Annotated in this window: 21 protein-coding genes; 11 read left to right on the top strand and 10 right to left on the bottom strand. The window is 70.7% G+C overall.

From position 1 onward, the window contains the following. Positions 1-159: 159 nt before the first annotated feature. The 5 genes from BP05_RS12495 to BP05_RS12475 form a co-directional block, all read right to left on the bottom strand. Positions 160-747: a TIGR03118 family protein gene (locus tag BP05_RS12495; protein ID WP_496363934.1), complete on the bottom strand. Its 588-nt coding sequence runs from the start codon at positions 745-747 to the stop codon at positions 160-162. Between the two features lie 149 nt (positions 748-896). Further along, complete coding sequence (mddA, locus tag BP05_RS12490) at positions 897-1,676, bottom strand: methanethiol S-methyltransferase (RefSeq protein ID WP_496363932.1); 780 nt, start codon at positions 1,674-1,676, stop codon at positions 897-899. A gap of 16 nt (positions 1,677-1,692) precedes the next feature. Next, positions 1,693-1,965 (bottom strand): DUF4242 domain-containing protein, encoded by a 273-nt coding sequence (locus tag BP05_RS12485; protein ID WP_496363930.1) that lies wholly within the window; start codon positions 1,963-1,965, stop codon positions 1,693-1,695. A 46-nt stretch (positions 1,966-2,011) separates the two neighbouring features. Beyond that, a complete protein-coding gene (locus BP05_RS12480; protein WP_496363928.1) occupies positions 2,012-2,377 on the bottom strand; it encodes a DUF4242 domain-containing protein in 366 nt (121 codons plus the stop codon). 105 nt (positions 2,378-2,482) lie between these two features. Further along, a complete protein-coding gene (locus tag BP05_RS12475; protein ID WP_496363926.1) occupies positions 2,483-5,098 on the bottom strand; it encodes an ATP-binding protein in 2,616 nt (871 codons plus the stop codon). Positions 5,099-5,650: 552 nt separating this feature from the next. On the opposite strand from BP05_RS12475, the gene BP05_RS12470 reads away from it, so the two are divergent. Further along, positions 5,651-7,069, top strand: a complete 1,419-nt coding sequence (locus BP05_RS12470; RefSeq protein WP_496363924.1) for a S8 family peptidase — start codon at positions 5,651-5,653, stop codon at positions 7,067-7,069. Between the two features lie 72 nt (positions 7,070-7,141). Beyond that, positions 7,142-9,925, top strand: a complete 2,784-nt coding sequence (gene glnE / locus BP05_RS12465) for a bifunctional [glutamate--ammonia ligase]-adenylyl-L-tyrosine phosphorylase/[glutamate--ammonia-ligase] adenylyltransferase (RefSeq protein ID WP_496363922.1) — start codon at positions 7,142-7,144, stop codon at positions 9,923-9,925. Between the two features lie 6 nt (positions 9,926-9,931). Here glnE and BP05_RS12460 read toward each other — a convergent pair whose 3' ends face one another. Further along, positions 9,932-10,900 (bottom strand): mitochondrial fission ELM1 family protein, encoded by a 969-nt coding sequence (locus tag BP05_RS12460; RefSeq protein ID WP_496363920.1) that lies wholly within the window; start codon positions 10,898-10,900, stop codon positions 9,932-9,934. Between the two features lie 106 nt (positions 10,901-11,006). Here BP05_RS12460 and BP05_RS12455 point away from each other — a divergent pair, with 106 nt between their 5' ends. The 6 genes from BP05_RS12455 (at position 11,007) to BP05_RS12430 (ending at position 15,840) form a co-directional block, all read left to right on the top strand. Further along, entirely contained in the window at positions 11,007-11,597 is a 591-nt protein-coding gene (locus BP05_RS12455) for a malonic semialdehyde reductase (RefSeq protein ID WP_496363918.1), read from the top strand. Between the two features lie 78 nt (positions 11,598-11,675). Then, the gene (locus BP05_RS12450) at positions 11,676-12,284 is read left to right on the top strand and encodes a YceI family protein (RefSeq protein WP_496363916.1); all 609 of its coding nucleotides are present in this window, start codon (positions 11,676-11,678) and stop codon (positions 12,282-12,284) included. Between the two features lie 6 nt (positions 12,285-12,290). Beyond that, positions 12,291-12,992, top strand: a complete 702-nt coding sequence (locus BP05_RS12445; RefSeq protein WP_496363914.1) for a pirin family protein — start codon at positions 12,291-12,293, stop codon at positions 12,990-12,992. Positions 12,993-13,138: 146 nt separating this feature from the next. After that, positions 13,139-13,348 (top strand): zinc-finger domain-containing protein, encoded by a 210-nt coding sequence (locus tag BP05_RS12440; RefSeq protein ID WP_460711170.1) that lies wholly within the window; start codon positions 13,139-13,141, stop codon positions 13,346-13,348. Positions 13,349-13,406: 58 nt separating this feature from the next. After that, entirely contained in the window at positions 13,407-14,516 is a 1,110-nt protein-coding gene (locus BP05_RS12435; protein WP_496363912.1) for a glycosyltransferase family 4 protein, read from the top strand. Continuing rightward, complete coding sequence (locus BP05_RS12430; RefSeq protein ID WP_496363910.1) at positions 14,509-15,840, top strand: O-antigen ligase family protein; 1,332 nt, start codon at positions 14,509-14,511, stop codon at positions 15,838-15,840. Before BP05_RS12435 ends, BP05_RS12430 begins: the two co-directional genes overlap by 8 nt. Positions 15,841-15,910: 70 nt before the next feature. Here the strand turns inward: BP05_RS12430 and lpxL are convergent, their stop codons facing one another. Further along, a complete protein-coding gene (gene lpxL / locus BP05_RS12425; RefSeq protein ID WP_496364442.1) occupies positions 15,911-16,849 on the bottom strand; it encodes an LpxL/LpxP family Kdo(2)-lipid IV(A) lauroyl/palmitoleoyl acyltransferase in 939 nt (312 codons plus the stop codon). 101 nt (positions 16,850-16,950) lie between these two features. Between lpxL and waaA the strand changes: the two genes are divergently transcribed. After that, positions 16,951-18,258, top strand: a complete 1,308-nt coding sequence (gene waaA / locus BP05_RS12420; protein ID WP_496363908.1) for a lipid IV(A) 3-deoxy-D-manno-octulosonic acid transferase — start codon at positions 16,951-16,953, stop codon at positions 18,256-18,258. 1 nt (position 18,259) lies between these two features. Beyond that, positions 18,260-18,769, top strand: a complete 510-nt coding sequence (locus BP05_RS12415) for an isopentenyl transferase family protein (RefSeq protein ID WP_496363906.1) — start codon at positions 18,260-18,262, stop codon at positions 18,767-18,769. A 68-nt stretch (positions 18,770-18,837) separates the two neighbouring features. Here the strand turns inward: BP05_RS12415 and BP05_RS12410 are convergent, their stop codons facing one another. The 3 genes from BP05_RS12410 to BP05_RS12400 form a co-directional block, all read right to left on the bottom strand. Further along, positions 18,838-20,175 carry a TolC family outer membrane protein gene (locus tag BP05_RS12410; RefSeq protein WP_496363904.1) on the bottom strand — a complete coding sequence of 446 codons (1,338 nt, stop codon included), beginning with the start codon at positions 20,173-20,175 and terminating at the stop codon, positions 18,838-18,840. Between the two features lie 40 nt (positions 20,176-20,215). Continuing rightward, complete coding sequence (locus BP05_RS12405) at positions 20,216-20,872, bottom strand: protein-L-isoaspartate O-methyltransferase family protein (protein ID WP_496363902.1); 657 nt, start codon at positions 20,870-20,872, stop codon at positions 20,216-20,218. A 153-nt stretch (positions 20,873-21,025) separates the two neighbouring features. Then, on the bottom strand, positions 21,026-21,691 hold the full coding sequence (locus tag BP05_RS12400) for a TetR/AcrR family transcriptional regulator (RefSeq protein WP_496363900.1): 666 nt from the start codon (positions 21,689-21,691) through the stop codon (positions 21,026-21,028). An 84-nt stretch (positions 21,692-21,775) separates the two neighbouring features. On the opposite strand from BP05_RS12400, the gene BP05_RS12395 reads away from it, so the two are divergent. Further along, positions 21,776-22,942 (top strand): efflux RND transporter periplasmic adaptor subunit, encoded by a 1,167-nt coding sequence (locus tag BP05_RS12395; protein WP_496363898.1) that lies wholly within the window; start codon positions 21,776-21,778, stop codon positions 22,940-22,942.

Genomic DNA, 22,942 nt, shown 5'->3' with positions numbered 1-22,942 from the left:
CCTGTTATCCGTGCGGCTGAAGCCGCCGGATAACTCGCCGCGTTGGAGCCGCCGTGGAGCGGCGGCTCAACGCGGCGGAGTCCGAATCGGGAAAAGCCCTGCAGCGATGCAGGGCTTTTCTTTTTGGCCGATGCGTCGTGCCGCGGAGCGGCTCCTGGCTCATCGCTCGATCAGGTCGAGTCGTCCATACAGCCCATGCTCCTCGTCGTCCGGGCCCGAGGCGAAGAACAGCGTGTTCACCGGCTGGTTGGCGAAGCCATTGCCGAAGGCGATGCCCCACAGGCCTTCGATTTCGATCGGACGCATCCGGCTGTCGCGCAATGGCCCCATCGGAAAACCGAACACCGGCTCGAAGGCGTTGATGCGGCCGTCGCCGAAGTTGCCGATCAGCAGTGCGTTGCTGAAGGTGCCGAACCGCGCCGGCGCCAGCGCGATGCCCCAGGGCGCATTGAGGCGTCCGCGGCTGGCCACGCGCCGGATCAGTGCTCCGTTGGGCGTGTAGACGTCGACATAGCCCAGTCCCGGCCCGACCACCTCGTCAGCCATGGCGGCGTCCTGCTTGGCATAAGTGACGTAGATGTCGCCACCGATGGCCTGGATGCCGAATGGCGCGAAGCCGCCGGGGATGCCTGGGTCGGTGAATGCGCCAGGTGGCAGTTGCACCGGCTGGAACGTACTGTCGAACACGTCGATTCGGGCGTGGAATTTCGCCGGCGAACACTGTGCACTGGAGACGCAGGGCTTCATGGAGGGCGGGCGAGATCGCGGCGCGCGAGGTGCTGGCACAGCGCGGTCTCGGGCGATTCCCCTTCATCCGCCTGCGAAAGATCGCGGCGACCGCATGACTGCGCGCGGCGCACCGCACCCGTGCGGATGCGGTGCGCCACGCGAACCGATCATTGCTGCGCAGGCTGTGGCGCCGTTGCGCCGGTTTCCGGGGCAGCGCGTCGCTTCGGCCACGGCAGCAGCATGGGCACCCGGCGCTGGTACTCGCGGTAGGTGTCGCCGTAGAGCGCAACCAGGTCGCGTTCCTCGAGGAACTTCACCGCGACCAGGATGTAGCCCGTGGTCACCGCCGCGAACAGCACGTGCCCCAGCGTCATCGTCGGCGTGGCCCAGAAGGCAATCAGGAAGCCCAGCATCAGCGGGTGCCGCACGATGCGATAGAACGCGCGGGTGACGAACGGCTCGTCCATCGCCATGCGCTTGCGCGCGTGGAACCACACCTGGCGCAGGCCGAACAGCTCGAAGTGGTTGATGACGAACGTGCCGGCCAGCACCAGCAGCCATCCCAGTCCCGACAGGGCGACCAAGGCCCAACGCGCGGCGACGGCATCGACGTTCCATACCAGTTGCGGCAATGGCCGCCACTGCCAGAACAGCAGGATCAGCACGAGGCTGCTGGCGAGCACGAAGGTGCTGCGTTCGATCGGCGCGGGCACGAAGCGCGTCCACCATCGCTTGAAGGCCGGACGCGCCATTCCGCTGTGCTGCACCGCGAACAGGCCGAGCAGTGCCAGGTCGATGCCGAGCGCCGCCAGGAAGGGCGCCTGGCTGCCGTTGTCGATGTGTTTGAGCGGGCCGAAGCCGGCGACGAAGACGATGGCGTACACGAAGGTCGCCAGGAACACCGCGTAGCACGCGGCGCCGTACAGCAGGGCAAGCAGGCGGGACATGGCGGGCCTCGGATGACTAGCGGTAGAAGTAAGGGTCGAGCACGCGGACCTCGGTGATGCGTTCCACCGGCAGGTTGGTGCTGCCGGCGGCGCGCCGGATGGCCTCGGGGTTGGGACCGTCATAGACGCAGAACGTCTTCGTCTTGTCGGCACTCACGTAGGAATGCACCCAGGTCACGCCGTCCCTGGCATTGGCGTCGACGACGCCGAGGCAGGCCTGCGCGCCTTCGTCGTTCACCGGGATGTGCAGGCCGGCGGGGAAGTTGCGTTCGATCACGTAGCGGGTCATGTCGTTGTCTCCAGCAGATGAGCGGCCCACGGCCGCGGGCGATGGCTTACTTGGCTTCCAGCGTGACCGGGACTTCGGTGACCGAATCCACCGGGAGATGGTTGGCCGCGGCGGCCAGGCGGATGGCGTCCTCGGTCGGGCCTTCGTAGATGCAGAAGGTCTTGGTCTTGTCGCCGTTGGCGAACGACATCAGCCACTTCACGCCGAAGCGGGCGTTGGTCTGGTTGACCTTGGCCTTGGCGGCCGCATCCAGGCCAGTGAGCGCGCCCTGCGGGAAGGTGCGCTGGATGACGTAGCGGTGCTGGCTGGTGGCGGCGTTCGCGGCATCGGCCAGGGCCAGGCCGGACATCGTGATGCCATACAGGGCGATGCAGGCCAGCAGCCGCAGCGGCTTGATCGAGAGGGGTTTCATCGGGGGTCTCCGTTGGGGGAGCAGCGGAATGCTGCGATCCGAAGGCTACGGAGACGGCAACGGCACGGCGTCGGCAGGCTTGCCCAGATTGCGCGCGGCGGCTGCCTATTTTGGCGGCTGGATGCCGGCGGCCAGGGCCGCGGCCATCGCCTCGGTGCGGGTGCTCACCCCGAGCTTGGCGAAGATGGCGGCCACGTGGTGGTCCACCGTGCGCACCGAGCGGCTCAGGCGCTCGGCGATCTGCGCGTTGCGCAAGCCATCGCACAGCAGGCGCAGCACTTCGATCTCGCGCGCGGTCAGCGCATGCGGATTGGCCTGGGTCGACGCGCGTTGCCCGCGCGGCATGCCGCGCACGCCGGAATCGCGCAGTTGCCGGCGCAGGCGCTCGGCCATCGGTGCCGCGCCCAGGCGTTCGAACGCGGCCAGCGCATTGAACTGCGCCTGCGTGTCGCCCTCCGCCAGTGCGCGTGCCTCCTCGTACGGACAGCCCAGCGCGTGCCATGCCTCCGCGGCTTCGCGCCATTGGCCGGCGAATTGCAATGCGAACGGCCGCGGGCAATCGTCGGCAGGTTCCCAGGCGATGCCGGCGAGCCGGAGCTGGTAGGCGATTTCCGCCATCACCCAGCTGCGGTAGCGCGTGCGCTGGTCCAGCGACGCCAGTGGCCGGATCGCTTCGAGACAGGCCGCGCGGTCGTCGCGCAGGCGCGCGGCTTCCAGCTGCGCGGCGATCACCGGGCCGATCCGCAACAACGAACGCGTCGGCAACGCGAGCTGCAGGGCTTCGTCGAGCAACGGCGCTGCATCGGGATCGCCGCGCCGCGCGCGCACATGGCCGAGTACCGTGAGGGCCACGATGCGGTTGATCGGCGCCAGCTCGGGCGCGGCCAGGATCTGCGCGGCCTGTTCGGAGGCGCGTTGCCATTGGCCCAGCGCGAACCACGCAACCGCCTGGTACGCGGTCATGTAGCGGGTCCACGCATCGAGGTCGCGCGTGTCGCAGTAGGCGATGCCGCGCTCGAACCAGTCCAGTGCCAGCGGAATGCGCATCAGCGTGACCGCGTCGAACGAGAGGTTCACGTAGGCGCGCGCGGCATGTTCCTCGAAGCCGCCGGCGAGGGACAGCGCCAGGCTCTGCTCAAGTTCGGCGTGACCGGCATCGTCGCAGGCATCGTCCCCGGCATCGAGCCGCGCGGTACCGATGTTGTTGAGCGCGTGGGCCTCGATCTGCGGATCGCCCAGCGCCCTGGCCAACTCCAGCGCGCGCGTGCCCAGGGCGATGGCCTCGGCGCATTCGCCCTGCAGCATGTGCAATTGCGCGCGGTTGCTGTAGGCCATCGCGAGTTCGCGCCCCGGCGGCAGCGCCGCGAGCACGGCAATGGCCTCGTCGCCATAGGCTTCCGCGACGCTGGTCTGGCCGTTGAACCAGGACAGGCGCGACAACCAGCGGATCGCGTCGCCTTCCTTCAGCCGGTCCTCCATGCCGCGCCACAGTGCGCGTGCGGCATGGCGCGCGGCGAGCGCGTCCTCGATATGGTCGGTCAGGTAGCTCTCGTAGGACAGCCGGTCCAGGAGCGCGGCGCGCACCGGATCAGGCTGCTGCGCGGCGTAGGCGAGCGCCGTGCGCAGGTGCGCGGCTGCTTCCAGGTGCGCGCCGCGCCGCTGCGCCTCGTGCGCGGCTCGCGGCGCCAGGCGCAGCACGGCGGCGGCGTCGCCGCCGCGGTCGGCGTGGTGGACGCGCCACGCCAGCGACACGCGCGCGGGATCGGCGCAATCCAGCGCGGCCAGGACCTGCGCGTGCAGGTCGCGCGCGCGTTGCGGGGAAAGCGAACGCTCGATCGCCACCCGCGCCAGTTCGTGGCGGAAGGCCATCGCCTCGCGGTTGCCGTCCGCGACCAGCAGCCCGGCGTCGAGGCATTCCTCGAGCGCCGCCAGCGGTGGCGCCAGCACTGCGTGCATCAACCAGTCATCGATGCGCCTGGGCACGATCGAGGCCAGCTGCAGCACCTGCTGGGCCGTCGGGCCGAGCCGCGCGAACCGCGCCAGTACCAGGTCCTGCACGCCCTGCGGCACGCCGTCGATGCCGTGCTGGAGCAGTTCGCTGATGAAGAACGGATTGCCCTGCGTCAGCGCATGCAATCCTTCCGGCGAGCGCAGTGCGCCCCGTGCCATCTCCTCGACCGCCGCGGCGGACAGGCGCGGCACGGGCATCCGGGTGACGCGTGCCGCGGGCAACTCACCCATCAGTCGCCGCAACGGATGCCGCGCGGTGACTTCGTCGTCGCGATAGGTGACCAGCAACAGGCAGCGCAGATGTTCCAGCCGCCGGCCCAGGAACTTGAGCAGGTCCAGCGTCGCCTCGTCGGCCCAGTGCGCATCCTCGACCACGAACAGGATCGGCACCGCGGAGGCCTGCAGCTCGGCCAGCACGGCCTCGAACAACTGCGCGCGTCCGGCGTCTTCGGCCAGCAGCGGCTTGAAGCGGACAGCGTTGGCCCGTGCAATGTCGTGCAGCGGCGCCAGCGGATGCGGCGTCTGCAGCGCGTCGCACGCGCCCCACCACACGGCGGCCGCGCCGCGCCGGTCGCGCAGCGCGTGCGCGAGGCTGCTCTTGCCGATCCCGGCTTCGCCACCGACAAACACCACGCGCCCGGCGCCGTCCGCCGCCGCGCGCAGCAGCAGCTCCAGTGATCCCAACAATGCATCGCGTTCGAACAGGTGCATCGGGACCGGTTCCGCAGGCGACGCCGCATGACAGCACGCGGGGTGGGCGGGCTCAAGTCCGTGCAACGCGGCCCCTGCGTGTCGCAACGACGCCGCGATTGGCTCGCCGGTCGCCAATCGCAGTGCGCACCCGGACCTGAAGCCGCCGAAACCGGGGGGCATGCCCATGCTTGATGAACTGGTCAGTATCGTTTTGCACTGCAGCGTGCAAAGGGAATAACGGTTCCTTCACGATCGGCTCGCATCCCGACGTGGGGGAGGGAGCAAGGCCCGCTACCGGTTACGACCGCTAGCGGGCTTTTTTATTTCCGCTTCCCGATCTCCGCGCCGGCCGCTCGCGCCGCGCGCGATGCCGAGCCCGCGCAATCGCGCCGGCTTAACCCCCGTGCCGTCAGCGTGCCGATGGGGTTGCGGGTTCCGGGGAGTCCGATGCGTTCACCTTGGCCTGGCCGACTGGCATGGCTTTCCGCGTGCCAGTGGAAGGGGTGTGGGGAACGTCGCCGGGGTCGCGACGCCAAGCGCCTCTCGTCCACTTCTTTGAGGGAATCCAACATGCGCAATCTTTCCCGGGCCATCGCCTTGGCTCTCGGTACGCTTGGCTGTGCGGCTGCCGCGAATGCGGCCACCTTCGTCGTCACCGCCAAGTCGCAGGGGTTCGACACCCAGCTGGCACGCAAGGTTGAAGCGGCCGGCGGCACCATCACCGCGCGCCTGCCGCAGATCGGCGTGGCCATCGTCGAGTCGAACCAGAGCACCTTCGCCTCGCGCGCCGCGAAGGTGCAGGGCATCCGTTCGGTGGTGTCCGACTACACGATCAAGTTCGACGTTCCCGAAGCCCAGGCGTCGCTGGAAGAAGACTTCGCCAACCCGCCCACCTCGGGCGATGACGACACCCGCTTCAACCTGCAGTGGGGCAGCGCGGCCATCGACGTGGCGGGCGCCTGGAACGCCGGTTACCGCGGCGACGGTGCGGTCGTGGCCGTGCTGGACTCGGGCGTGGTCTGCCAGCACGCCGACATCGCGCCCAACCTCCTGCTGGCCGAGTCCACCTCGTTCGTGAGCGGCGAGGGCGTCTGCCACAACATCCCCGGCGGCTTCAACCACGGCACCCACGTAGCCGGCATCATCGCCGCGCCCGACAACGCCTTCGGCACCATCGGCGTGGCGCCGCAGGCCAAGATCCTGGCCGTGAAAGTGCTCTCCGGCGTGAGCGGCAGCGGCAGCTTCGGCGGCATCATCCAGGGCATCGTCTACGCGGCCGACCACGGCGCCGACGTGATCAACATGAGCCTGGGTGTGAGTGGCGGCCTGCCGGTCAACGGCCCGGGCGCCAACGACGTCGCCGAACTAATCAACGCGACCAAGCGCGCCGTGCAATACGCGCGCGACCAGAACGCGATCACCATCGTTGCCGCCGGCAACGACGGGCGCGACCTCGACCACGATTCCGGCGTCAAGATCTGCGACACGGACGGCTGCTACGTCGCCAACCTGCGCGCGTTCCCGGCGGAGCTGCCGAACACGCTGTCGATCTCGGCCACCACGCCGGCCGGCTGGGCGATCAATCCCAACAGCAACCTGGATTACCTGGCCAGCTACTCCAGCTACGGCCAGTCGGCGATCTCGTTCGCCGGTCCCGGCGGCGACACGCCGCTGTTCGGCACCGCACCGGGCATGGCCAACTGCACGGTGGCCGGTCTGACGCGCGCCTGCTACGTGTTCGACCTGGTGTTCGCGCCGGGCGGCTATACGTCGGCAGGCAACCTGTACTTCTGGGCCGCCGGCACCAGCATGGCGACCCCGCATGTCTCCGGTGTCGCCGCGCTGATCATCGGCAAGCACGGAGGCGAGCTGGCGCCGTCGGAAGTGGAGCGCATCCTGCGCGCGTCGTCGGACGACCTGGGCAAGCCCGGCACCGACGACATCTACGGCGCCGGTCGCGTCAATGCCGCCAGGGCCGTGCAGTACTGATCCAAGTCAGTGGTCTCTCCTGCGGCCGCCTTCGAGCGGCCGCTTTTTTTGTCGCGTGCCAGAATCGCGGCGATGAACGATCCCACGCTTGCCGCCATCGCCGATCGCGCCGTGCACCGGCTGCGCAGCCTGCCTGGTTGCGCCGCGGCGCTGGACGACGCGGCGGCCTGCGCGCAGGTGCGGCGCGTGGCGGTCGCCAGCGAGTTCGCGATCGACACGCTGCTGCGCCAGCCCGCGTTGTTGCCCCGGCTGCTCGCCGATACCTCGCCGCTGCCGGCGCCCGGGCTCACGGTCGAGAATCGTGGCGGCTGGCCCGCGCTGCTGCGCCGCTACCGCACCGCGGAATCGACGCGGCTGATCTGGCGCGATGTTTCGGGCGAGGACGACATCGGCGCCACGCTGGCCGGGGCGACCGCGCTCGCCGAAACCTGCCTGCAGTCCGCGCTGGCGGCGCTGGAAGCCGAGTTCGCCCAGCGCCACGGCGTGATCCGCGATCGCGACGGGCGCCCGCAGCGCCTGGTCGCGTACGGCCTGGGCAAGCTCGGCGGCGGCGAGCTGAACTTCAGTTCCGACGTCGACCTGGTCTACGCGTACGACTGCGAAGGCGAGTCCGACGGACCGCGCCCGCTCGCCGCCGAGACCTACTACGCGCGCCTGGGCCAGCAACTGGCGAAGCTGCTCGACGAGGTCACCGCCGACGGCTTCAGCCACCGCGTCGACCTGCGCCTGCGCCCGTACGGCAATGTCGGCCGGGTCGCCTGGTCGTTCGCGGCGATGGAGCAGTACTTCCAGCACGAAGGCCGCGACTGGGAACGCTACGCCTGGCAGAAGGCCCGGCCGGTCGCGGGCGACCTGGCCGCGGGCGAGCGCTTCCTGGAAACGCTGCGGCCGTTCGTGTACCGGCGCTACCTCGACTACGGCGCGCTCGATGGCCTGCGTGCGATGAAGGCGGCGATCAGCGCCGAGGTCGCGCGCAAGGAACTGGCCGACGACATCAAGCGCGGCCCCGGCGGCATCCGCGAGATCGAGTTCCTGGTCCAGGCCCTGCAGCTGATCCGCGGCGGCCGCGAGCCACAGCTGCGCGAGCGCCGGCTGCTGCCGGCGATGCAGGCCCTGGTCGATGCGGGCCACATGACCGCCGAGGCGGGCGTGGCGCTCGCGGAGGCATACCGCTTCCTGCGCAGGCTCGAGAACCGCCTGCAGATGCTCGCCGACGCGCAGACCCATGCCTTGCCCGAGCGCGACGAGGATCGCGCACGCATCGCCGCGGCGCTCGGCTTCGGCGGCTGGGGCGCGCTGCGCGTTGCGCTGGACGCGCAGCGCGCGCGGGTGACGACCGAATTCGAAGCGCTGCTCGCGCCGCGCCGCAAGGCCCAGGCCCCGGATGCGCTGGCTACGTACTGGGGCGCGCTGCCGGACGCGGGCGATTCGCGGGCGTTGCAGGACGCCGGCTTCGACGAGGCGGAACAGGCCGACGGCCTGCTGCGCGACCTGGCCCGCAGCCCCGGGGTGAAAGGATTGTCGGACGCGACGCGGGCGCGGCTCGACCGCGTGCTGCCGGCGCTGCTCCAGGCGGCCGCGGGTTCGCAGCAGCCGATGCTGGCGTTGCGCCGCCTGCTCGCGCTGCTGCACAACATCCTGCGCCGCAGCGCCTACCTCGCGCTGCTCGACGAGCAGCCCGCGGCGCTGCAGCGCCTGGTGGACGTGGTGTCGCGCAGCGCGTTGCTGGCCGAACGCCTGGCCGCGTACCCGCTACTGCTCGACGAACTGCTCGATGCACGCGTGGCGGGCAGCCTGCCCGAACGCGATGCGCTGCTCGCCGCCTGCGCGACGGTCGCCGGCGATGACGCCGAGTCCGTGCTGCAGGAACTCAATGAAGTGCGCCAGGCGCTGAGCTTCCGCATCGCGATGGCCGTGCGCGATCGCCGCCAGCCCGCGGCGATGAGTGCGCAGCAGCTTGCCTGGCTCGCCGATGGCGTGGTCGCGCGGATCCTGGCGCTGGCGCAGCACGAGGTCGCCAGTGCGCACGGCACCATCGCTGGTGCGCGCTTCGCGGTGCTCGGCTACGGCAGCCTGGGCGGCGAAGAGCTCGGGTTCGGCTCCGACCTCGACCTGGTGTTCCTGTACGACGCGCCGGCGGACGCGCATTCGGACGGTGATCGTCCGCTCGATGCCTCGCGCTGGTTCGCTCGCCTGGCGCAGAAGGTGGTCGCGCTGCTGGGCGCGGTCACCGCCGCCGGACGCCTGTACGAAGTGGATGTGCGCCTGCGTCCGGACGGGGCCAAGGGCCTGCTGGTGTCCACGCTCGCCAGCTTCGGCGACTACCAGCGCGAGCGCGCCTGGACGTGGGAACACCAGGCCCTGGTGCGCGCCCGCTTCGTGGCCGGCGACGCCGGGCTGCACGCCGACTTCGAAGCCGTGCGCGCCGCGACGCTGGCGCGCACGCGCGATGCAGCGCAGGTACGCGAGGATGTGCTGTCGATGCGACGGCGCATGCGCGCCGAGCTGGATCGCAGCGATGCCGCGGGCTTCGACCTGAAGCAGGGCGAAGCTGGCCTGGTCGACCTGGAATTCCTGTTGCAGGCGCTGGTGCTCATGCATGCGCATGCGCGGCGCGAGTTGCTGGGTCCGCGCAACACGCCGGGACTGATCGACGCGATGCACGATGCCGGCCTGCTCGGCGCGGAGGCTCACGCGCTGCGCGATGCGCACTCGACCCTGCTCGCGCGCGGCCTCGACTGTACGCTGGACCGGCGCCAGCGCCGGCTCCCGCTGGATGCGGAGATCGAGGCGGCGCGCAGTGCGATCCGCGCCGCGACGCGCCAGCAGGCGCTGGATTTCGCCGCGCCCGCCTGACGCGCGCTAGAGCCGCAGGCGCTGGCGCACTTCCGCGGCCACGCGCGCGGTCTCGCGCAACGGCATCACGGCGAACGGCGCCAGCTCCGCATCGAACGCGTGCACGCGCCCGAGGGCCACCAGGCTGTCGACGAAGGTGCGCGGGCGCCCGTGCAGCGCCTCGATGCCGCAGGCGAACACGGGCACGTTGGTGGCCGCGGCCTCGGACAGCATGTTCACCGAATCCGCCGTGCAGACGATGCGGTCGGCCCACCCCAGCAGCCCGGCGTAAGGATTGGCGCCATCGTGCTCGCCGCACCACACCACGCCGGGCAGCGCTGCCAGCTTCGCGCGCAGGATGGCAAGCGCGGCTGCGGGCGTGCGCCGCGATGCCGTTGCCAGCACGCTGCCGCCCTCGCGGCCGATGCGCGTGGCGAGCGCGTCGAGCCATCCCGCCAGCGCTTCGGCATCGAAGCGCGCATGCGCGCTGGCGCCGCCGACGAGCACCGCGGTGCGCGGTTGCGGCAGCTGCGCGAAGGCGGCGAACTGCTGGCGCGCCGCGGCCAGCCACAGGTCGTCGACGGGATGCAGGCTGCCCAGCATGCTGATCACGTTGTCGCCGTGCAGGCCGTCGTGGCGCGGTGCGATCACCAGGTCCCAATGCCGCGGGGCGAGACGCGGATCGAGGATCTGCACGCTGCGCGCGCCGTATTCCCGCAACAGTCGCGTGGCCAGGGCGCCCTGGCGCCCGCAACCGATCGCCAGCGACGGCGCTTCCGCCAGTGACTGCGCGAAGTCGTCGCCGAAGGCCCGCCGCGCGCCCGGCAGCCGGCGCGGCGAACACCACCGCCATGGCGCGCGCGCCAGCAGGTTCCACACGCGCGATGGCACGATGCCCATCGCCGCCGCGAGCGCCTGCGCCTGTCGCACGTTGCCGGCATGGCCGTCGCTGAGGGTCCAGGTGTCATGGCGCGGTGGCGACGTGCTTTGTTGCATCTGGGAGTAAGTCCGTTCCGGGGCCATCGCCTGTCGAATCACGCGCCAGACTCTACACTTTGCCGCCTCGGCCGATGGCCGCGCCCGTATTCCTGGAGATCGATTGATGCATTCCGCCTTGCCGGCCGACGCACTGGACCAGTTGTTCCGCACCGCGCGCACCCACAACGAGATCGGGGGCGAGGTCGACGATGCATTGCTGCACCAGCTCTACGACCTGCTGAAGTGGGGTCCCACCACCGCCAATTCCTGCCCGGCGCGCTTCGTGTTCGTGAAGTCGGCCGGGGCCAAGGCCAAGCTCGGCCCGGCGCTGGACGAGGGCAACTACAAGAAGACGATGGCGGCGCCGGTCACCGCCATCGTCGCCTACGACATGGCCTTCTTCGAGAAGATGCCGTACCTGTTCCCGCACACCGACGCGAAGAGCTGGTTCGACACCAAGCCGGAGACCGCGATCGAGACCATCTGCCTGCGCAACGGCAGCCTGCAGGGCGCCTACCTGCTGCTGGCCGCGCGCGCGCTGGGCCTGGATTGCGGGCCGATGTCCGGCTTCGACAACGCCAAGGTCGACGCGGCGTTCTTCGCCGGCACCAGCTGGAAATCCAACTTCCTGGTTAACCTCGGCTACGGCGATCCCGCCAAGCTGTTTGCGCGCTCGCCGCGCCTGGCCTTCGACGAGGCCGCGCGCATCGTCTGACCGTCCCGCGAATCCTCCGGCGCCCCGTGCGCCTCTGTCTCCTGCATCCATGCCCACGTACCCACGGAGCCTGCACCCATGTTCAAGCCCTTGACCCTCGCCGCGGCGCTGCTGCTCGCCGGCACCGTCTTCGCTGCCCCCGGTGGCGCCAGTGGCGCCACCACATACAAGATCGATCCCAACCACACCAACGTCGTCGCCGGCTGGAACCACTTCGGCTTCTCGCACCCGACCGCAAGCTTCAACCAAGTCGACGGCGTGATCGTGTACGACGCCGCCAACGTCGCCAAGTCCTCGGTCAAGGTGACGATCCCGCTGTCCGGGCTCGACACCGGCGTGGCGGATCTCGACGAACACCTGCGCAGCGGCGATTTCTTCGACGCCGAGAAGTACCCGACGATCACCTTCACCAGCACCAGGACCGAAGCGGCGGGCGAGAACAAGCTGCGCGTCAGTGGCGACCTCACCGTGCACGGCGTGACCAGGCCGGTGGTGCTGGACGTCACCCTCAACAAGAGCGGCGAGCATCCGCTGGGCAAGCGCGCGGCGATCGGCTTCGACGCCAGCACCACGATCAAGCGCAGTGAATTCAACGTCGCCAAGTTCGTGCCCAACGTCAGCGACGAGATCACCATCCGCATCACCACCGAGGCGATGGTGCCCAAGCCGGAAGCGGCGAAGAAGTAATCCGCGATGATCATCGATCGCCCCGCCAGCGCGCGTGGACACGGCGGTGCCGACTGGCTGCAGAGCTGGCATACGTTTTCGTTCGCGCGCTACTACGACCCCGCGTGGATGGGCTTCGGCCCGCTGCGCGTGATCAACGAGGACCGCGTCGCGCCCGGCGCGGGCTTCGCGCCGCACCGCCACGCCAACATGGAAATCCTCAGCTACGTGCTCGAGGGCGCGCTGGCGCATCGCGACGACAACGGCGGTGGCGGGGTGATCCGCGCGGGCGAGCTGCAATGGATGAGCGCCGGCCACGGCATCGAGCACAGCGAATACAACGCCAGCGATGCCGAGCCGGTGCACTTCCTGCAGATCTGGATCCAGCCCGACCGCCTCAACGCCCAGCCCGCCTATGCGCAGCGCGCGGCGGTGGGCCACGAGGCCGACGGCCGCTGGCTGCTGCTGGCCTCGCCGGACGGCGCCGAAGGCAGCATCGCGATCCGCCAGGACGCGCGCCTGTACGTCGCCCGGCTGGAAGCCGGGGCGTTGCTCGAGCGCCCGCTGGATCGGCAGCGGCGCTACTGGCTGCAGGTGACGCGCGGCACGATCGACGTGGCGGGGAGGTCCCTGGGCGTTGGCGATGCGATTGGCCTCGCCGACGAAACCGACGCACTGCGGCTGGCGGCGACGCAGGCGAGCGAAGTGCTGTTCTTCGACCTGCCGTAGGGCGGGCTCCAGCCCGCCCTGCGTTTCGTGGGCATGGTTGCGCAATGGCGGGCTTGAGCCCGCCCCGCGTACCACGGCAGTCGCTGCGCTAGTGGCGGGCTGGAGCCCGCCCTACAATGCGGGCCCACGCTTCACGAAGTGCCGCCATGACCGCAGCCCCCCTCCATCCCACCCAGGCCAACGCCGAGAAGCGCTACGTCGTCACCCGCGCCGATCTGCCGTTGAGTTGCCCGCTGCCGTCGATGGCGCTGTGGAACTCGCATCCGCGCGTGTACCTGCCGATCGAAGCGGAGCGCGAATGCCAGTGCCCGTACTGCGGCGCGCACTTCGTCCTCGCCGACGAACCCGAGCGGTAAGCCGCGGCATGTCCGTGTCGCGCGGAATGGCTTGCATCCCCAGCGTTCCGCCCGGCCGATGCGACGGCTGACGGTCGTCCAACTCCTGCCCGCGCTGGAATCCGGCGGGGTCGAGCGCTCCACCCTGGAGATCGCCGACGCGCTGGTCCAGGCCGGCCATCGCGCCCTCGTCGTATCCGCCGGCGGCCGCCTGGTGCCCAGGCTGCAGGCGTTGGGCGCGGAGCACATCGCGCTCGACATCGGCCGCAAGTCCTTGCTGACCCTGCGCCACGTGCGCGCCCTGCGCGCGCTGCTCGCGCGCGAACGCGTCGACCTCGTGCATGCACGCTCGCGCCTGCCGGCGTGGCTGGCGGTGCTGGCCCTGCGCGGCATGCAGGAGAACGCGCCGCGCTTCGTCACGACCGTGCACGGGCTGAACTCGCCCTCGCGCTACAGCGCGGTGATGACGCGCGGCGAACGCGTGATCTGCGTGTCCGCAAGCGTGCGCGACTACGTGCTGCAGCACTATCCGGGCACCGATGCGGCGAAGCTGCGGCTGATCCCGCGCGGCATCGATCCGGCGATGTTCCCGCGCGCGCCGCATCCCGACGCCGCCGCGCGTGCCTGGGCGGCCGCGCAGGATCCCGCGCTCGCGGCGGACGGGCCGCTGCTGTTGCTGCCCGGGCGCGGCACCCGCCTGAAAGGCCACGCCGATGCGCTGAAGCTGCTGGCGAACCTGCGCGCGCAGGGCAGCGCGGCGCGGCTGTGGTTGCCCGGTGCGCGTGAAACCGGGCGCGAGGCGTACATCGCCGAACTCGAACGCGAAGCCGCGACGCTCGGCGTCGCCGACGCCATCGCCTTCACTCCGCCCACCGACCAGATCGCGCGCGCCTATGCCGCCAGCGACCTGGTGCTGCAGCTGTCGCGCAAGCCCGAATCCTTCGGGCGCACGGTGATCGAAGCCCTGGCGGTCGGGCGCCCGGTCCTGGGCTGGGCGCACGGTGGCGTGGGCGAGCTGCTCGCGCAACTGCAACCCGGCGGCGGCGTGCCGCCGTTCGACGCCGATGCCCTCGCGCGCGCGGCGTGCGAACTGCTGGCGCACCCGCCGGCGCCTCCGGCTACCATTCCGCACACGCTGCGCGCGATGCAGGAGGCCACGCTTGCCGTCTACGCCGAACTCTGTGGTTGACCCTCGCCCGGGCGGGCCGGCTGCCCGCGTTTCCGCCCCCGGCGGCGACGCGGGCTGGCGTTGGGCGCCGGCATGGATCCTCACCTACGTCGCCTTGTGGCCCGCACCCGGCTATGCCGAAGCGGTGCTGGTGCTGGGCGCGCTGGCGGCCATCGTCAGGCTGCTGCTGTCGCGCTTCCGCGGCGGCGCGCAGTTGCTCAGCAACCACGCCTGGGCCCTGACCAGCGTCCTGTTCTGCGCCTACTGGGTGCCGGAGCTGCTGTCCGCATTCGACGCGATCGATCGCGCGCATGCCTTCGCGCAGACCGCCGAGGACCTGCGCTACCTGCCGTTCCTGTGGCTGGCCGCGTCCGCGGTCGCCAACCCGCGCGGGCGCCGCATCACGTTCACCGGGCTCGCGGTGATCGTCGGCATCTGGACGCTGGATGCACTGCTGCAGGCCGCGACGGGCACCAGCCCGCTGTTCTTCGGCATCGACGCGCTCAAGCAGGTCATCAGCCACCATCCGATGTGCACGGCGGCGCAAGCCGAAGCGGTCGACCGCCTCAGCGGCGTGCTCGGCCCGTGCAACCTCAAGCTGGGACCGGTGCTGGCGAGCCTGTCGCCGTTTGCGCTGTATGCCGCGGGACGGCGCTTCCACACCTTCGGCTGGCTCGTGGCCGCCGCGGCCGTGGGCGTGGTGATGCTGCTGGCGGGTTCGCGCGCGTCCTGGATCACCTACGCGCTGGTGCTGGTCGTATCGGGTTGGCGCCTGCTGGGCTGGAAGAAGCTGCTGGGCGTGTTCGCCTTCGGCGCGCTGGCGATGGCGGTGATGACCGCGACCGTGCCGCAGGTGCGCGAACGCATCGATCGCACCATGCATGCGCTGAACGCCGACGAGAGCGGCGTCGACAATGCGCTGTCGGGACGCGGCCGGATCTGGCGCGCCGCGCTGTGCATGGTGCGCGAGCATCCGGTCAACGGCGTGGGCGCGCGCGGCTTCCGCGATGCGTTCCCCGCGTGCGACCCCGAGCCCGCGCAGCCACCGGCCTGGGGCAGCGGGCCGGCACTGCATGCGCACCAGGTCGTGCTGGAAATCCTCAGCGAAACCGGATTCATCGGCCTGCTGCTGTGGCTGGCCGGCGTGGCGCTCGCCTGGCGCGCCTGGCGCTTCGCCGACGAACCGGCGCGCGACGACGCGCGCCCGGCCATGCTCGCGCTCGCGGTGACGGTGTTCCCGTTCAACACGCACCTGGCGTTCTACTCGACTTTCTGGGGTGGGCTGACCCTGCTGCTGGCGGCGCTGTACGCGGGCAGCCTGCTGTCGCGGGATGCGCAGCACTGACAGCATGGAACGCACCGGTGCGCTGCGCTGGCGACGGGTTGCCGCGCCTTGCGACGTGCGCGCGCCGCGCTCAGTCGCGTGCGGCCTTGTACGGCGACATCAGCCCCGGTGGTCGCCGCTTGAAGCGGCGGTGGATCCACAGGTACTGGCTTGGGGCCTCGCGCACCATCGCCTCGATGCTGGCATTCACCCGCGCGCTGTCGGCGGTCGCGTCGCTGGACGGGAAGTCGGCCAGCGGCGGCGCCACCCGCAGCACGTAATCGGCCCCTTCGCGGCGATGGAAGAACGGCACCACCGCGCAACCGCTCAGGCGCGCGAACTGGTGGGTGGCGGTGATCGTCGCCGCGGGCACGCCGAAGAACGGCGCGAACACCGTGTCCTTGCCGCGCATGTCCTGGTCCGGCGCGTACCAGAGGAAGCCACCCTGCTTGAGGTGACGCATGGCCGGGCGGATCTCGTCGTTGCTGTACATCGCGCAGGCGTAGCGCAGGCGGCCGCGCTTCACCGCCCATTCCAGCACCGGACTGCGCAGGCGCCGGTACATCCCGGCGAGCGGGATGTGGTCGCACATCAGCCGCCCGCACAGCTCCAGGGTCATGAAGTGGCCGGACACGAACAGCACGCCACGCTTCTGCGCCTGCAGCGCCTGCACGTGCTCCAGGCCCTCGATGCGCACGCTGCGGCGCATCGGTTCGGCCGAACCCCACCACGCACGGGCGAATTCGAACAGGCCGATGCCAACGTCGCGGAAATGCGCGCGCAGCAGCGCTTCGCGCGCGGCGGCGTCCAGTTCCGGGAAGCACAGGGCGATGTTGATGCGCGCGGCGCGGCGGCGTGCGGGAATGAGCAGCCGCGCCAGCCCGCCCACGATGCGGCCCAGGGCCCGCTGCAACGGCCAGGGCAGGCGCGCTGCCAGCCACATGGCGAAGTAGCCCAGCCACATCGGCCAGTGCTGCACGCCACGCGGAGGCGGACCCGGATCGGTGGGACTGGCCGCGTGCAGCGGCATGGCGTCGTCGGACATGCGGCGATTTTAACTAGCCCTGCCGCCATCGGGCGGTGCGTGATGCCGGCGACGGCAATGCCGGACAACTTCGTTATCCTTCGCCGATGCCGCCAGTGACGAAGCCAGACCTCATCGAGCGCCTGTTGCGCGTCCTGTATTCGGCGGTGCTGTACCTGCTGGTGCCGATCACCGTCTACCACCTGATCTGGCGCGGCTTCCGCCAGGCCGCCTACCTGCAGCGCTGGTCCGAGCGCTACGCGCGGTACAAGGATCCGCCGCATGCGCGCACGCTGTGGGTGCACGCGGTGTCGGTCGGCGAGGTCAATGCCGCGGTGCCGCTGGTGCAGGCGCTGCGCCGTGGCCGCCCCGACCTGCGCCTGCTCGTCACCACCATCACGCCGACCGGTTCCGAGCGCGTGCGCGCGCTGTGGAAGGACGAGGTCGAGCACGTCTACCTGCCCTACGACCTGCCCGGTGCGGTGGGGCGCTTCCTCGCCCATTACCAGCCGATCGCCGCGCTGATCATGGAAACCGAACTGTGGCCGAACCTGCTGTTCGGCTGCCGCGACCACGGCGTGCCCAGTTACATCCTCAATGCCCGCCTGTCGGCGCGATCGCTGCGCGGCTACCAGGTGCTCGCGCCGCTGGTCGGCCGCGCCCTGCGCACGGTGCGCGCGGTGGCCGCGCAGTCGCATGCCGATGCGCGCCGCTTCGTGCGCCTGGGCGCGCGCGAAGGCCAGGCCCTGGAAACCGGCAACCTCAAGTACGACGTCAGCGTGCCCGACACGGTGGCGGCGTTCGTCGCGGACTTCCACGCGCAGGTCGAGGGCCGTCCGGTGTGGATCGCCGCCAGCACCCACGAGGACGAGGAAGCGGACGTCATCGCCATCCACCGGCGGCTGCGCGGCGCGTTTCCCGACCTGCTGCTGCTGTGGGCGCCACGCCATCCCGAACGCTTCCGTGCCGTGGCCGAACACGCGCGCAGCGCCGGCTGGCAGGTATCCACACGCTCGCGCGCGCGCTGGCCGCAAGGCGAGGATGCGGTGTTCGTCATCGACACGCTGGGCGAACTGGTGAACTTCTACGCCTGCGCCGACGTCGCCTTCGTCGGCGGCAGCCTGCAGGCTGTGGGCGGGCACAACCTGCTCGAGCCCGCCGCCACCGGCACGGCGATCGTCACCGGCCCGCACCTGCACAACTTCGCCGAGATCGCCCACCGGCTCGAACACGCCGGCGCATTGAAGATCGGTGCCGATGCCGACGCCGTCGAACACGCCATCGCGTCGCTGCTGGCCGATCGTGACGCGCGCTCGCGCATGGTGGAGGCGGGACGCGCGCTGGTGGAGACCGGCCGCGGCGCCCTGGCGCGGACGATGGCCCTGCTGGAACCGGTGCTGCGCGGAAGTGCCTAGCGTGCAGCGAGTGCTCGTCGTCGGCCCGGGTGGCGCGGGCAAGTCCACGTTCGCGGTGCGGCTCGGCCAGCGCACTGGCCTGCCGGTGGTGCACCTCGACCGCGTCTACTGGCGAGCGGGGTGGGTGGAACCCGAACGCACGGCGTGGGACGCGGAGATCGCGCGGCTGGTATCCGGGGAACGCTGGATCCTCGACGGCAATTTCGGCGGCACCCTGGAGCGCCGGATCGACGCCTGCGACACCGTGGTGTTCCTCGATTTCCCGCGCCTGCTGTGCCTGTGGCGCGTGCTGCGGCGGCGCCTATGGCATCCGGCGCGGGCGCGCGCGGACATGGCGCCGGGTTGCCACGAACGCCTGACGCTCGATTTCCTGTGGTGGATCTGGACCTATCCGGAGCGGCGGCGACCGGCGTTGCTGCGCCGCCTGCGCGCGTTGCGCCCCGGGCAGCGGGCGGTAGTGCTGCGCTCGGATGCGCAGGCCGAGCGCTTCCTCGAATCCGTGCGCGCCTGACGGATCGATCCGCCGGAAACAACAAGGGCGGCCCGAGGCCGCCCTTGCAGGGTGCGTTGCGACGGACCTTACTGCACCGGCGTCTGCAGGCTCGCTTCGGTATCGACCGTGAGCAGGCGGTTGATGTCCTGCACGTCGTCGGCATCGAGCGTGCCGGCGGCCTGTTCCAAGAGCAGGCGGTTCTGCAGGAAGTTGTACTTCGCCTGGGCGAAGGCCTGCTGCGCCGTGAACAGGTTGCGCTGGTTGGTCAGCACGTCCAGCACGGTGCGGGTACCGACTTCCAGGCCGACCTGCGAGGCGTCGTAGGCGGCGCGTGCCGAGACCAGCGCCAGGCGGCGGGCTTCCACTTCGCTGATGCCGGCGACCACGGTCTGGTAGGCGTTGCGGGTATTGCGGTCGAGCGCGCGCTTGCTCTGCTCCAGGTCATCGCTCGCGATGTCGCGTCGTGCCAGCGCCTGGCGCACGCCCGACTGCGTGGCGCCACCGGAGAAGATCGGCACCGACAGGGTCAGGCCCACCGAACCGCGACCGTCGCTGAAGTCGAAGCTGCTGCCGTTCTCGCGGCCCCAAGTGGTGGTGTCGCCGTAATTGCCGCTCAGGTACAGGGTCGGGTAGTGGCCCGCGCGCGCGGTGCCGACGTCGGCCTCGGCCGACTTGAGCTGGAGCTCGCGGGCCTTGAGCGCCGGGTTGTTGGCCACCGCCATGGCGACCCACTCGTCGGCGCCGCCGGTTTCCGGCAGCGCGGGCTTGAAGTCGTCCGGCAGGCCCTTGAGGTTCGTGACCGGCTGGCCGGTGAGTTCGCGCAGCGCCTGGTAGGCGTCTTCCACCGCGTTGCGCGCGAGGATGGTGCTGGCGCGGGCGCTGTCGTACTGCGCGCGCGCCTCGTGCACGTCGGTGATCGGGGCGAGGCCGACGTCGAGGCGCTTGGAGGCGAAGTCGAACTGTTTCTTCAGCGCGGTCTCGGCGGCTTCCGCGGCGGCGAGCGTTTCCAGCTGCACCAGCACGTTGAAGTAGGCCGCGGAGGTGCGCGTGATCAACGTGTCGCTAGCCGAGTCGAGCTGGTAGTCCGCGGCCTGGCTGAGCGCGTTGGCGCTGCGCAGGCGGGTGAAGTTGGCGTGGTCGTACACCATTTGCCGCGCGGTCAAGCCGACGCTGCGCGAGTTGGTGCCGTCCTCGGTGCCGTCGGCGAGCCCGCGGTTCACCGAAGCCTCGCCGTTGAGTTGCGGCAGCAGCGCCGCGCGCGCCTGCACCGAGCCCTCGCGGGTGACGAGGCGGCTGGATTCGGCGGCGGAGAACTGCGGGTCGCCTGAGCGCGCCAGTTCGTAGGTCTGCATCAGGTCTTCGGCGTGGGCCGCGGCGGGCAGCAGGGCGAAGGCTAGGGCGAGAACAAGCGGGTGACGGCTCATGCAAGGTCCTTTTTTAAACGGCTCGTTTCAAAACGGCTCGTTACAACTCGAACGTGGGCGCCGGCGCAGCGCCGGCGAGGTAGGGGAGGTCGGTCTCGAACAGGGATTCGATGCGCGGCGCGCCCGATTGGTTGCGCAGCAACACCGCTTCCATCGCCGGCGAGCGGCCGCGGACGACGAACATGCGGCCGTCGGGCTGCAGCCATTCGATGAAGCGCGTGGGGATCGCCGTCACGGCACCGGTGACGCAGATCGCGGCAAAGCGACGGCTGTTGTCCCACGAGAACGCATCGGCGGTGATCACGTTGACGTTGCCGGCGCGCTGCGCCGCCAGGTTGGCGCGCGCGGTGTCGGCCAGGTCGGCGTGGCGTTCCAGGCTCACCACCTCGCGCGCCAGGCGCCCGAGGCAGGCGGCGAGGAAGCCGCTGCCGGTGCCGATTTCCAGCACGTCGTCGCCGGGCGAAAGCTCCAGCGCCTGCAGGGTGCGGCCTTCGACGACCGGCTTCATCATCGATTCGCCGTGACCCAGTGGCAGGGCGATGTCGGTGTAGGCCAGGGCGCGGTGCGCGGCGGGAACGAACGCCTCGCGCGGCACGGTGGCGAGCACGTCGAGCACGCGCGGATCGAGCACGTCCCAGGGTCGAACCTGCTGTTCGACCATCAGTTCACGGGCCTTGGCGAAATCGATCGTGCTCATCGGGGTATCTGTAGGGGGGTGGGCGGGGGCGCCAATTCTAACGACTGGACTTGCCGGCCGCCGCGGAACTGCCCGCGTAGCGGAAAGGATCGCCGTGCGGGCGTTTTCCGCCTTAGTGCCAGAAGTAACCAAGACTAAGTACCGGGCCGCGGCTCAGCGCCGGCGTGCCGGCGCGGTCTGGTAGGCCCGCAGGAACATGTCGACCGTGGCCTGCACGTGCGCCTCGGCCTCGGCCTCGTCGATGCAGTCGATGCAGCCGCACAGCAGGAGCATGTGCGCCTCGCCCTTGAGCATGCACAGGAACTGCGACGCGGCGCGGTGCACCTCGGGGATGTCTAGCGCGCCGGCGGCGATCTCGTCGCGCAGGAACGATTCGAACGCCTCCTGCACCCGGCGCGGCCCCGCGTCCCAGAACAGCTGGCCCAGCTTGGCCGGGGGCGGCTGCGTGGTCACCACGCGGTGGATGGCCAGGGCCTCCTCGCTGTTGATCAGGGCGAGGAAGGCGCGACCGATGCCCAGTAGCTGCTCGCGCAGCGACGAGTTCGGGTCCACCGCGAACAAGCCCTGCGCCAGCTGCTCCTCGCACTTGGCGCTGATCGCCGCCGAAAACAGCGTCTCCTTGTCGCCGAAGTGGCTGTAGACGGTGAGCTTGGACACCCCGGCCTCGGCCGCGATCTGGTCCATCGAAACGCGCTCGAAGCCGTGCGCCGTGAACATGCGCTTGGCGGCATCGAGGATCGCGGCGCGCTTGCCCAGGTCCTTGGGGCGGCCCGGGCTGGCGGGCTTCGGGGCGGGGGTGCGGGAAGAAGCGGATTTCATGGGATTGGATACTAGACTGGCCAGTTCGATAAATATACAGTACCGGCCGGTTCATTAATCCTTCCCCCGGTCCGAGGCGTCGCCATGAGTACCAAATTCCTTCAGAACGCGACATCCGGCGGCCTGCCGCTGGCCCTGCTGCTAGCAGCCTCGGCCGTCCTGGCAGGCTGCAACAGCGAGGCCGGCACGGTCGAGGCTCCCCGCCCGGTCCTCGTCGCGCACCCCAATGGCGGCGCCGAAGCCGCTGTCACCGCCTATGCCGGCGAGGTCCGCGCGCGCGAGGAAAGCCCGCTGTCCTTCCGCGTCGGCGGCAAGCTGGTGCGGCGCGAGGTCGATGTCGGCGCCCACGTGCGCAGGGGCGACCTGCTCGCCGTGCTCGATGCAGGCGACCTGGCGGCCCAGGCCCGCGCCGCCCAGGCCCAGCTGACCGCCGCCGAGGCCGAGCTCGCCCGCGCCCGGGCCGACCAGGCCCGCTTCGCCAAGCTCGGCCAGCAGCAGCTGGTCAGCCGCTCCACCCTGGATGCACAGAACGCCGCCGCCACCGCGGCGCAGGGGCAGGTCAACGCCGCGCGCGCCAACCTCGACGTCGCCCGCAACCAGGCCGCCTATACGCAACTGCGCGCGCCGCACGACGGCATGATCGCCAGCCGCGCGGCGGAGGCCGGCCAGGTCGTCGGCGCCGGCCAGACCGTCTTCACGATCGCCGCCGACGGCGGCCGCGAGGTCGCCATCGCGCTGCCGGAAGCGCGCATCCGTGCATTCGCCGTCGGCCAGCCGGTCGCGGTGGAACTGTGGAGCGCACCGGACCGGCGCCTGCCCGGCACGATCCGCGAAATCTCCCCCGCCGCCGATCCGCAGGCGCGCACCTACGCCGCACGGGTGAACCTCACCGGCGATGCCGCCAAGGCCGTCGACCTCGGCCAGAGTGCGCGCGTCTACGTGCAGGAAACCGGGGTCCGCGCCGCGCTGAGCGTGCCGTTGTCGGCGATCCAGCGCGGCGCGAACAACGCGACCGCGGTGTGGGTGGTCGATCCGGCCACCAGCAGGCTGCGGCTGACGCCGGTGCAACTGGGCGCGTTCGGCGAGACCACGGCGCCAGTGCTGGCCGGACTGCGACCCGACGCCTGGATCGTCACCGCCGGCGGCCACCTGCTGCGCGAAGGCCAGGCGGTCGCGCCGGTCGATCGCGACAACCGTCCGGTGGCGGTGACCGCGCGCGATGCCGCGCGCGCCGTCGCGACCACCCGCTGA

The sequence above is a fragment of the Lysobacter oryzae DSM 21044 genome (assembly GCF_059568595.1).
Note: the sequence above shows the minus strand (reverse complement) of the source record. Positions and strands in the feature narration are given on the sequence as shown.

Bases quoted from the DNA above. Each gene is read 5' to 3' on its own strand.
- BP05_RS12495 (WP_496363934.1), bottom strand. From the start codon at position 747: ATGAAGCCCTGCGTCTCCAGTGCACAGTGTTCGCCGGCGAAATTCCAC.
- mddA (WP_496363932.1), bottom strand. From the start codon at position 1,676: ATGTCCCGCCTGCTTGCCCTGCTGTACGGCGCCGCGTGCTACGCGGTG.
- BP05_RS12485 (WP_496363930.1), bottom strand. From the start codon at position 1,965: ATGACCCGCTACGTGATCGAACGCAACTTCCCCGCCGGCCTGCACATC.
- BP05_RS12480 (WP_496363928.1), bottom strand. From the start codon at position 2,377: ATGAAACCCCTCTCGATCAAGCCGCTGCGGCTGCTGGCCTGCATCGCC.
- BP05_RS12475 (WP_496363926.1), bottom strand. From the start codon at position 5,098: ATGCACCTGTTCGAACGCGATGCATTGTTGGGATCACTGGAGCTGCTG.
- BP05_RS12470 (WP_496363924.1), top strand. From the start codon at position 5,651: ATGCGCAATCTTTCCCGGGCCATCGCCTTGGCTCTCGGTACGCTTGGC.
- glnE (WP_496363922.1), top strand. From the start codon at position 7,142: ATGAACGATCCCACGCTTGCCGCCATCGCCGATCGCGCCGTGCACCGG.
- BP05_RS12460 (WP_496363920.1), bottom strand. From the start codon at position 10,900: ATGCAACAAAGCACGTCGCCACCGCGCCATGACACCTGGACCCTCAGC.
- BP05_RS12455 (WP_496363918.1), top strand. From the start codon at position 11,007: ATGCATTCCGCCTTGCCGGCCGACGCACTGGACCAGTTGTTCCGCACC.
- BP05_RS12450 (WP_496363916.1), top strand. From the start codon at position 11,676: ATGTTCAAGCCCTTGACCCTCGCCGCGGCGCTGCTGCTCGCCGGCACC.
- BP05_RS12445 (WP_496363914.1), top strand. From the start codon at position 12,291: ATGATCATCGATCGCCCCGCCAGCGCGCGTGGACACGGCGGTGCCGAC.
- BP05_RS12440 (WP_460711170.1), top strand. From the start codon at position 13,139: ATGACCGCAGCCCCCCTCCATCCCACCCAGGCCAACGCCGAGAAGCGC.
- BP05_RS12435 (WP_496363912.1), top strand. From the start codon at position 13,407: ATGCGACGGCTGACGGTCGTCCAACTCCTGCCCGCGCTGGAATCCGGC.
- lpxL (WP_496364442.1), bottom strand. From the start codon at position 16,849: ATGCCGCTGCACGCGGCCAGTCCCACCGATCCGGGTCCGCCTCCGCGT.
- waaA (WP_496363908.1), top strand. From the start codon at position 16,951: ATGCCGCCAGTGACGAAGCCAGACCTCATCGAGCGCCTGTTGCGCGTC.
- BP05_RS12410 (WP_496363904.1), bottom strand. From the start codon at position 20,175: ATGAGCCGTCACCCGCTTGTTCTCGCCCTAGCCTTCGCCCTGCTGCCC.
- BP05_RS12405 (WP_496363902.1), bottom strand. From the start codon at position 20,872: ATGAGCACGATCGATTTCGCCAAGGCCCGTGAACTGATGGTCGAACAG.
- BP05_RS12400 (WP_496363900.1), bottom strand. From the start codon at position 21,691: ATGAAATCCGCTTCTTCCCGCACCCCCGCCCCGAAGCCCGCCAGCCCG.
- BP05_RS12395 (WP_496363898.1), top strand. From the start codon at position 21,776: ATGAGTACCAAATTCCTTCAGAACGCGACATCCGGCGGCCTGCCGCTG.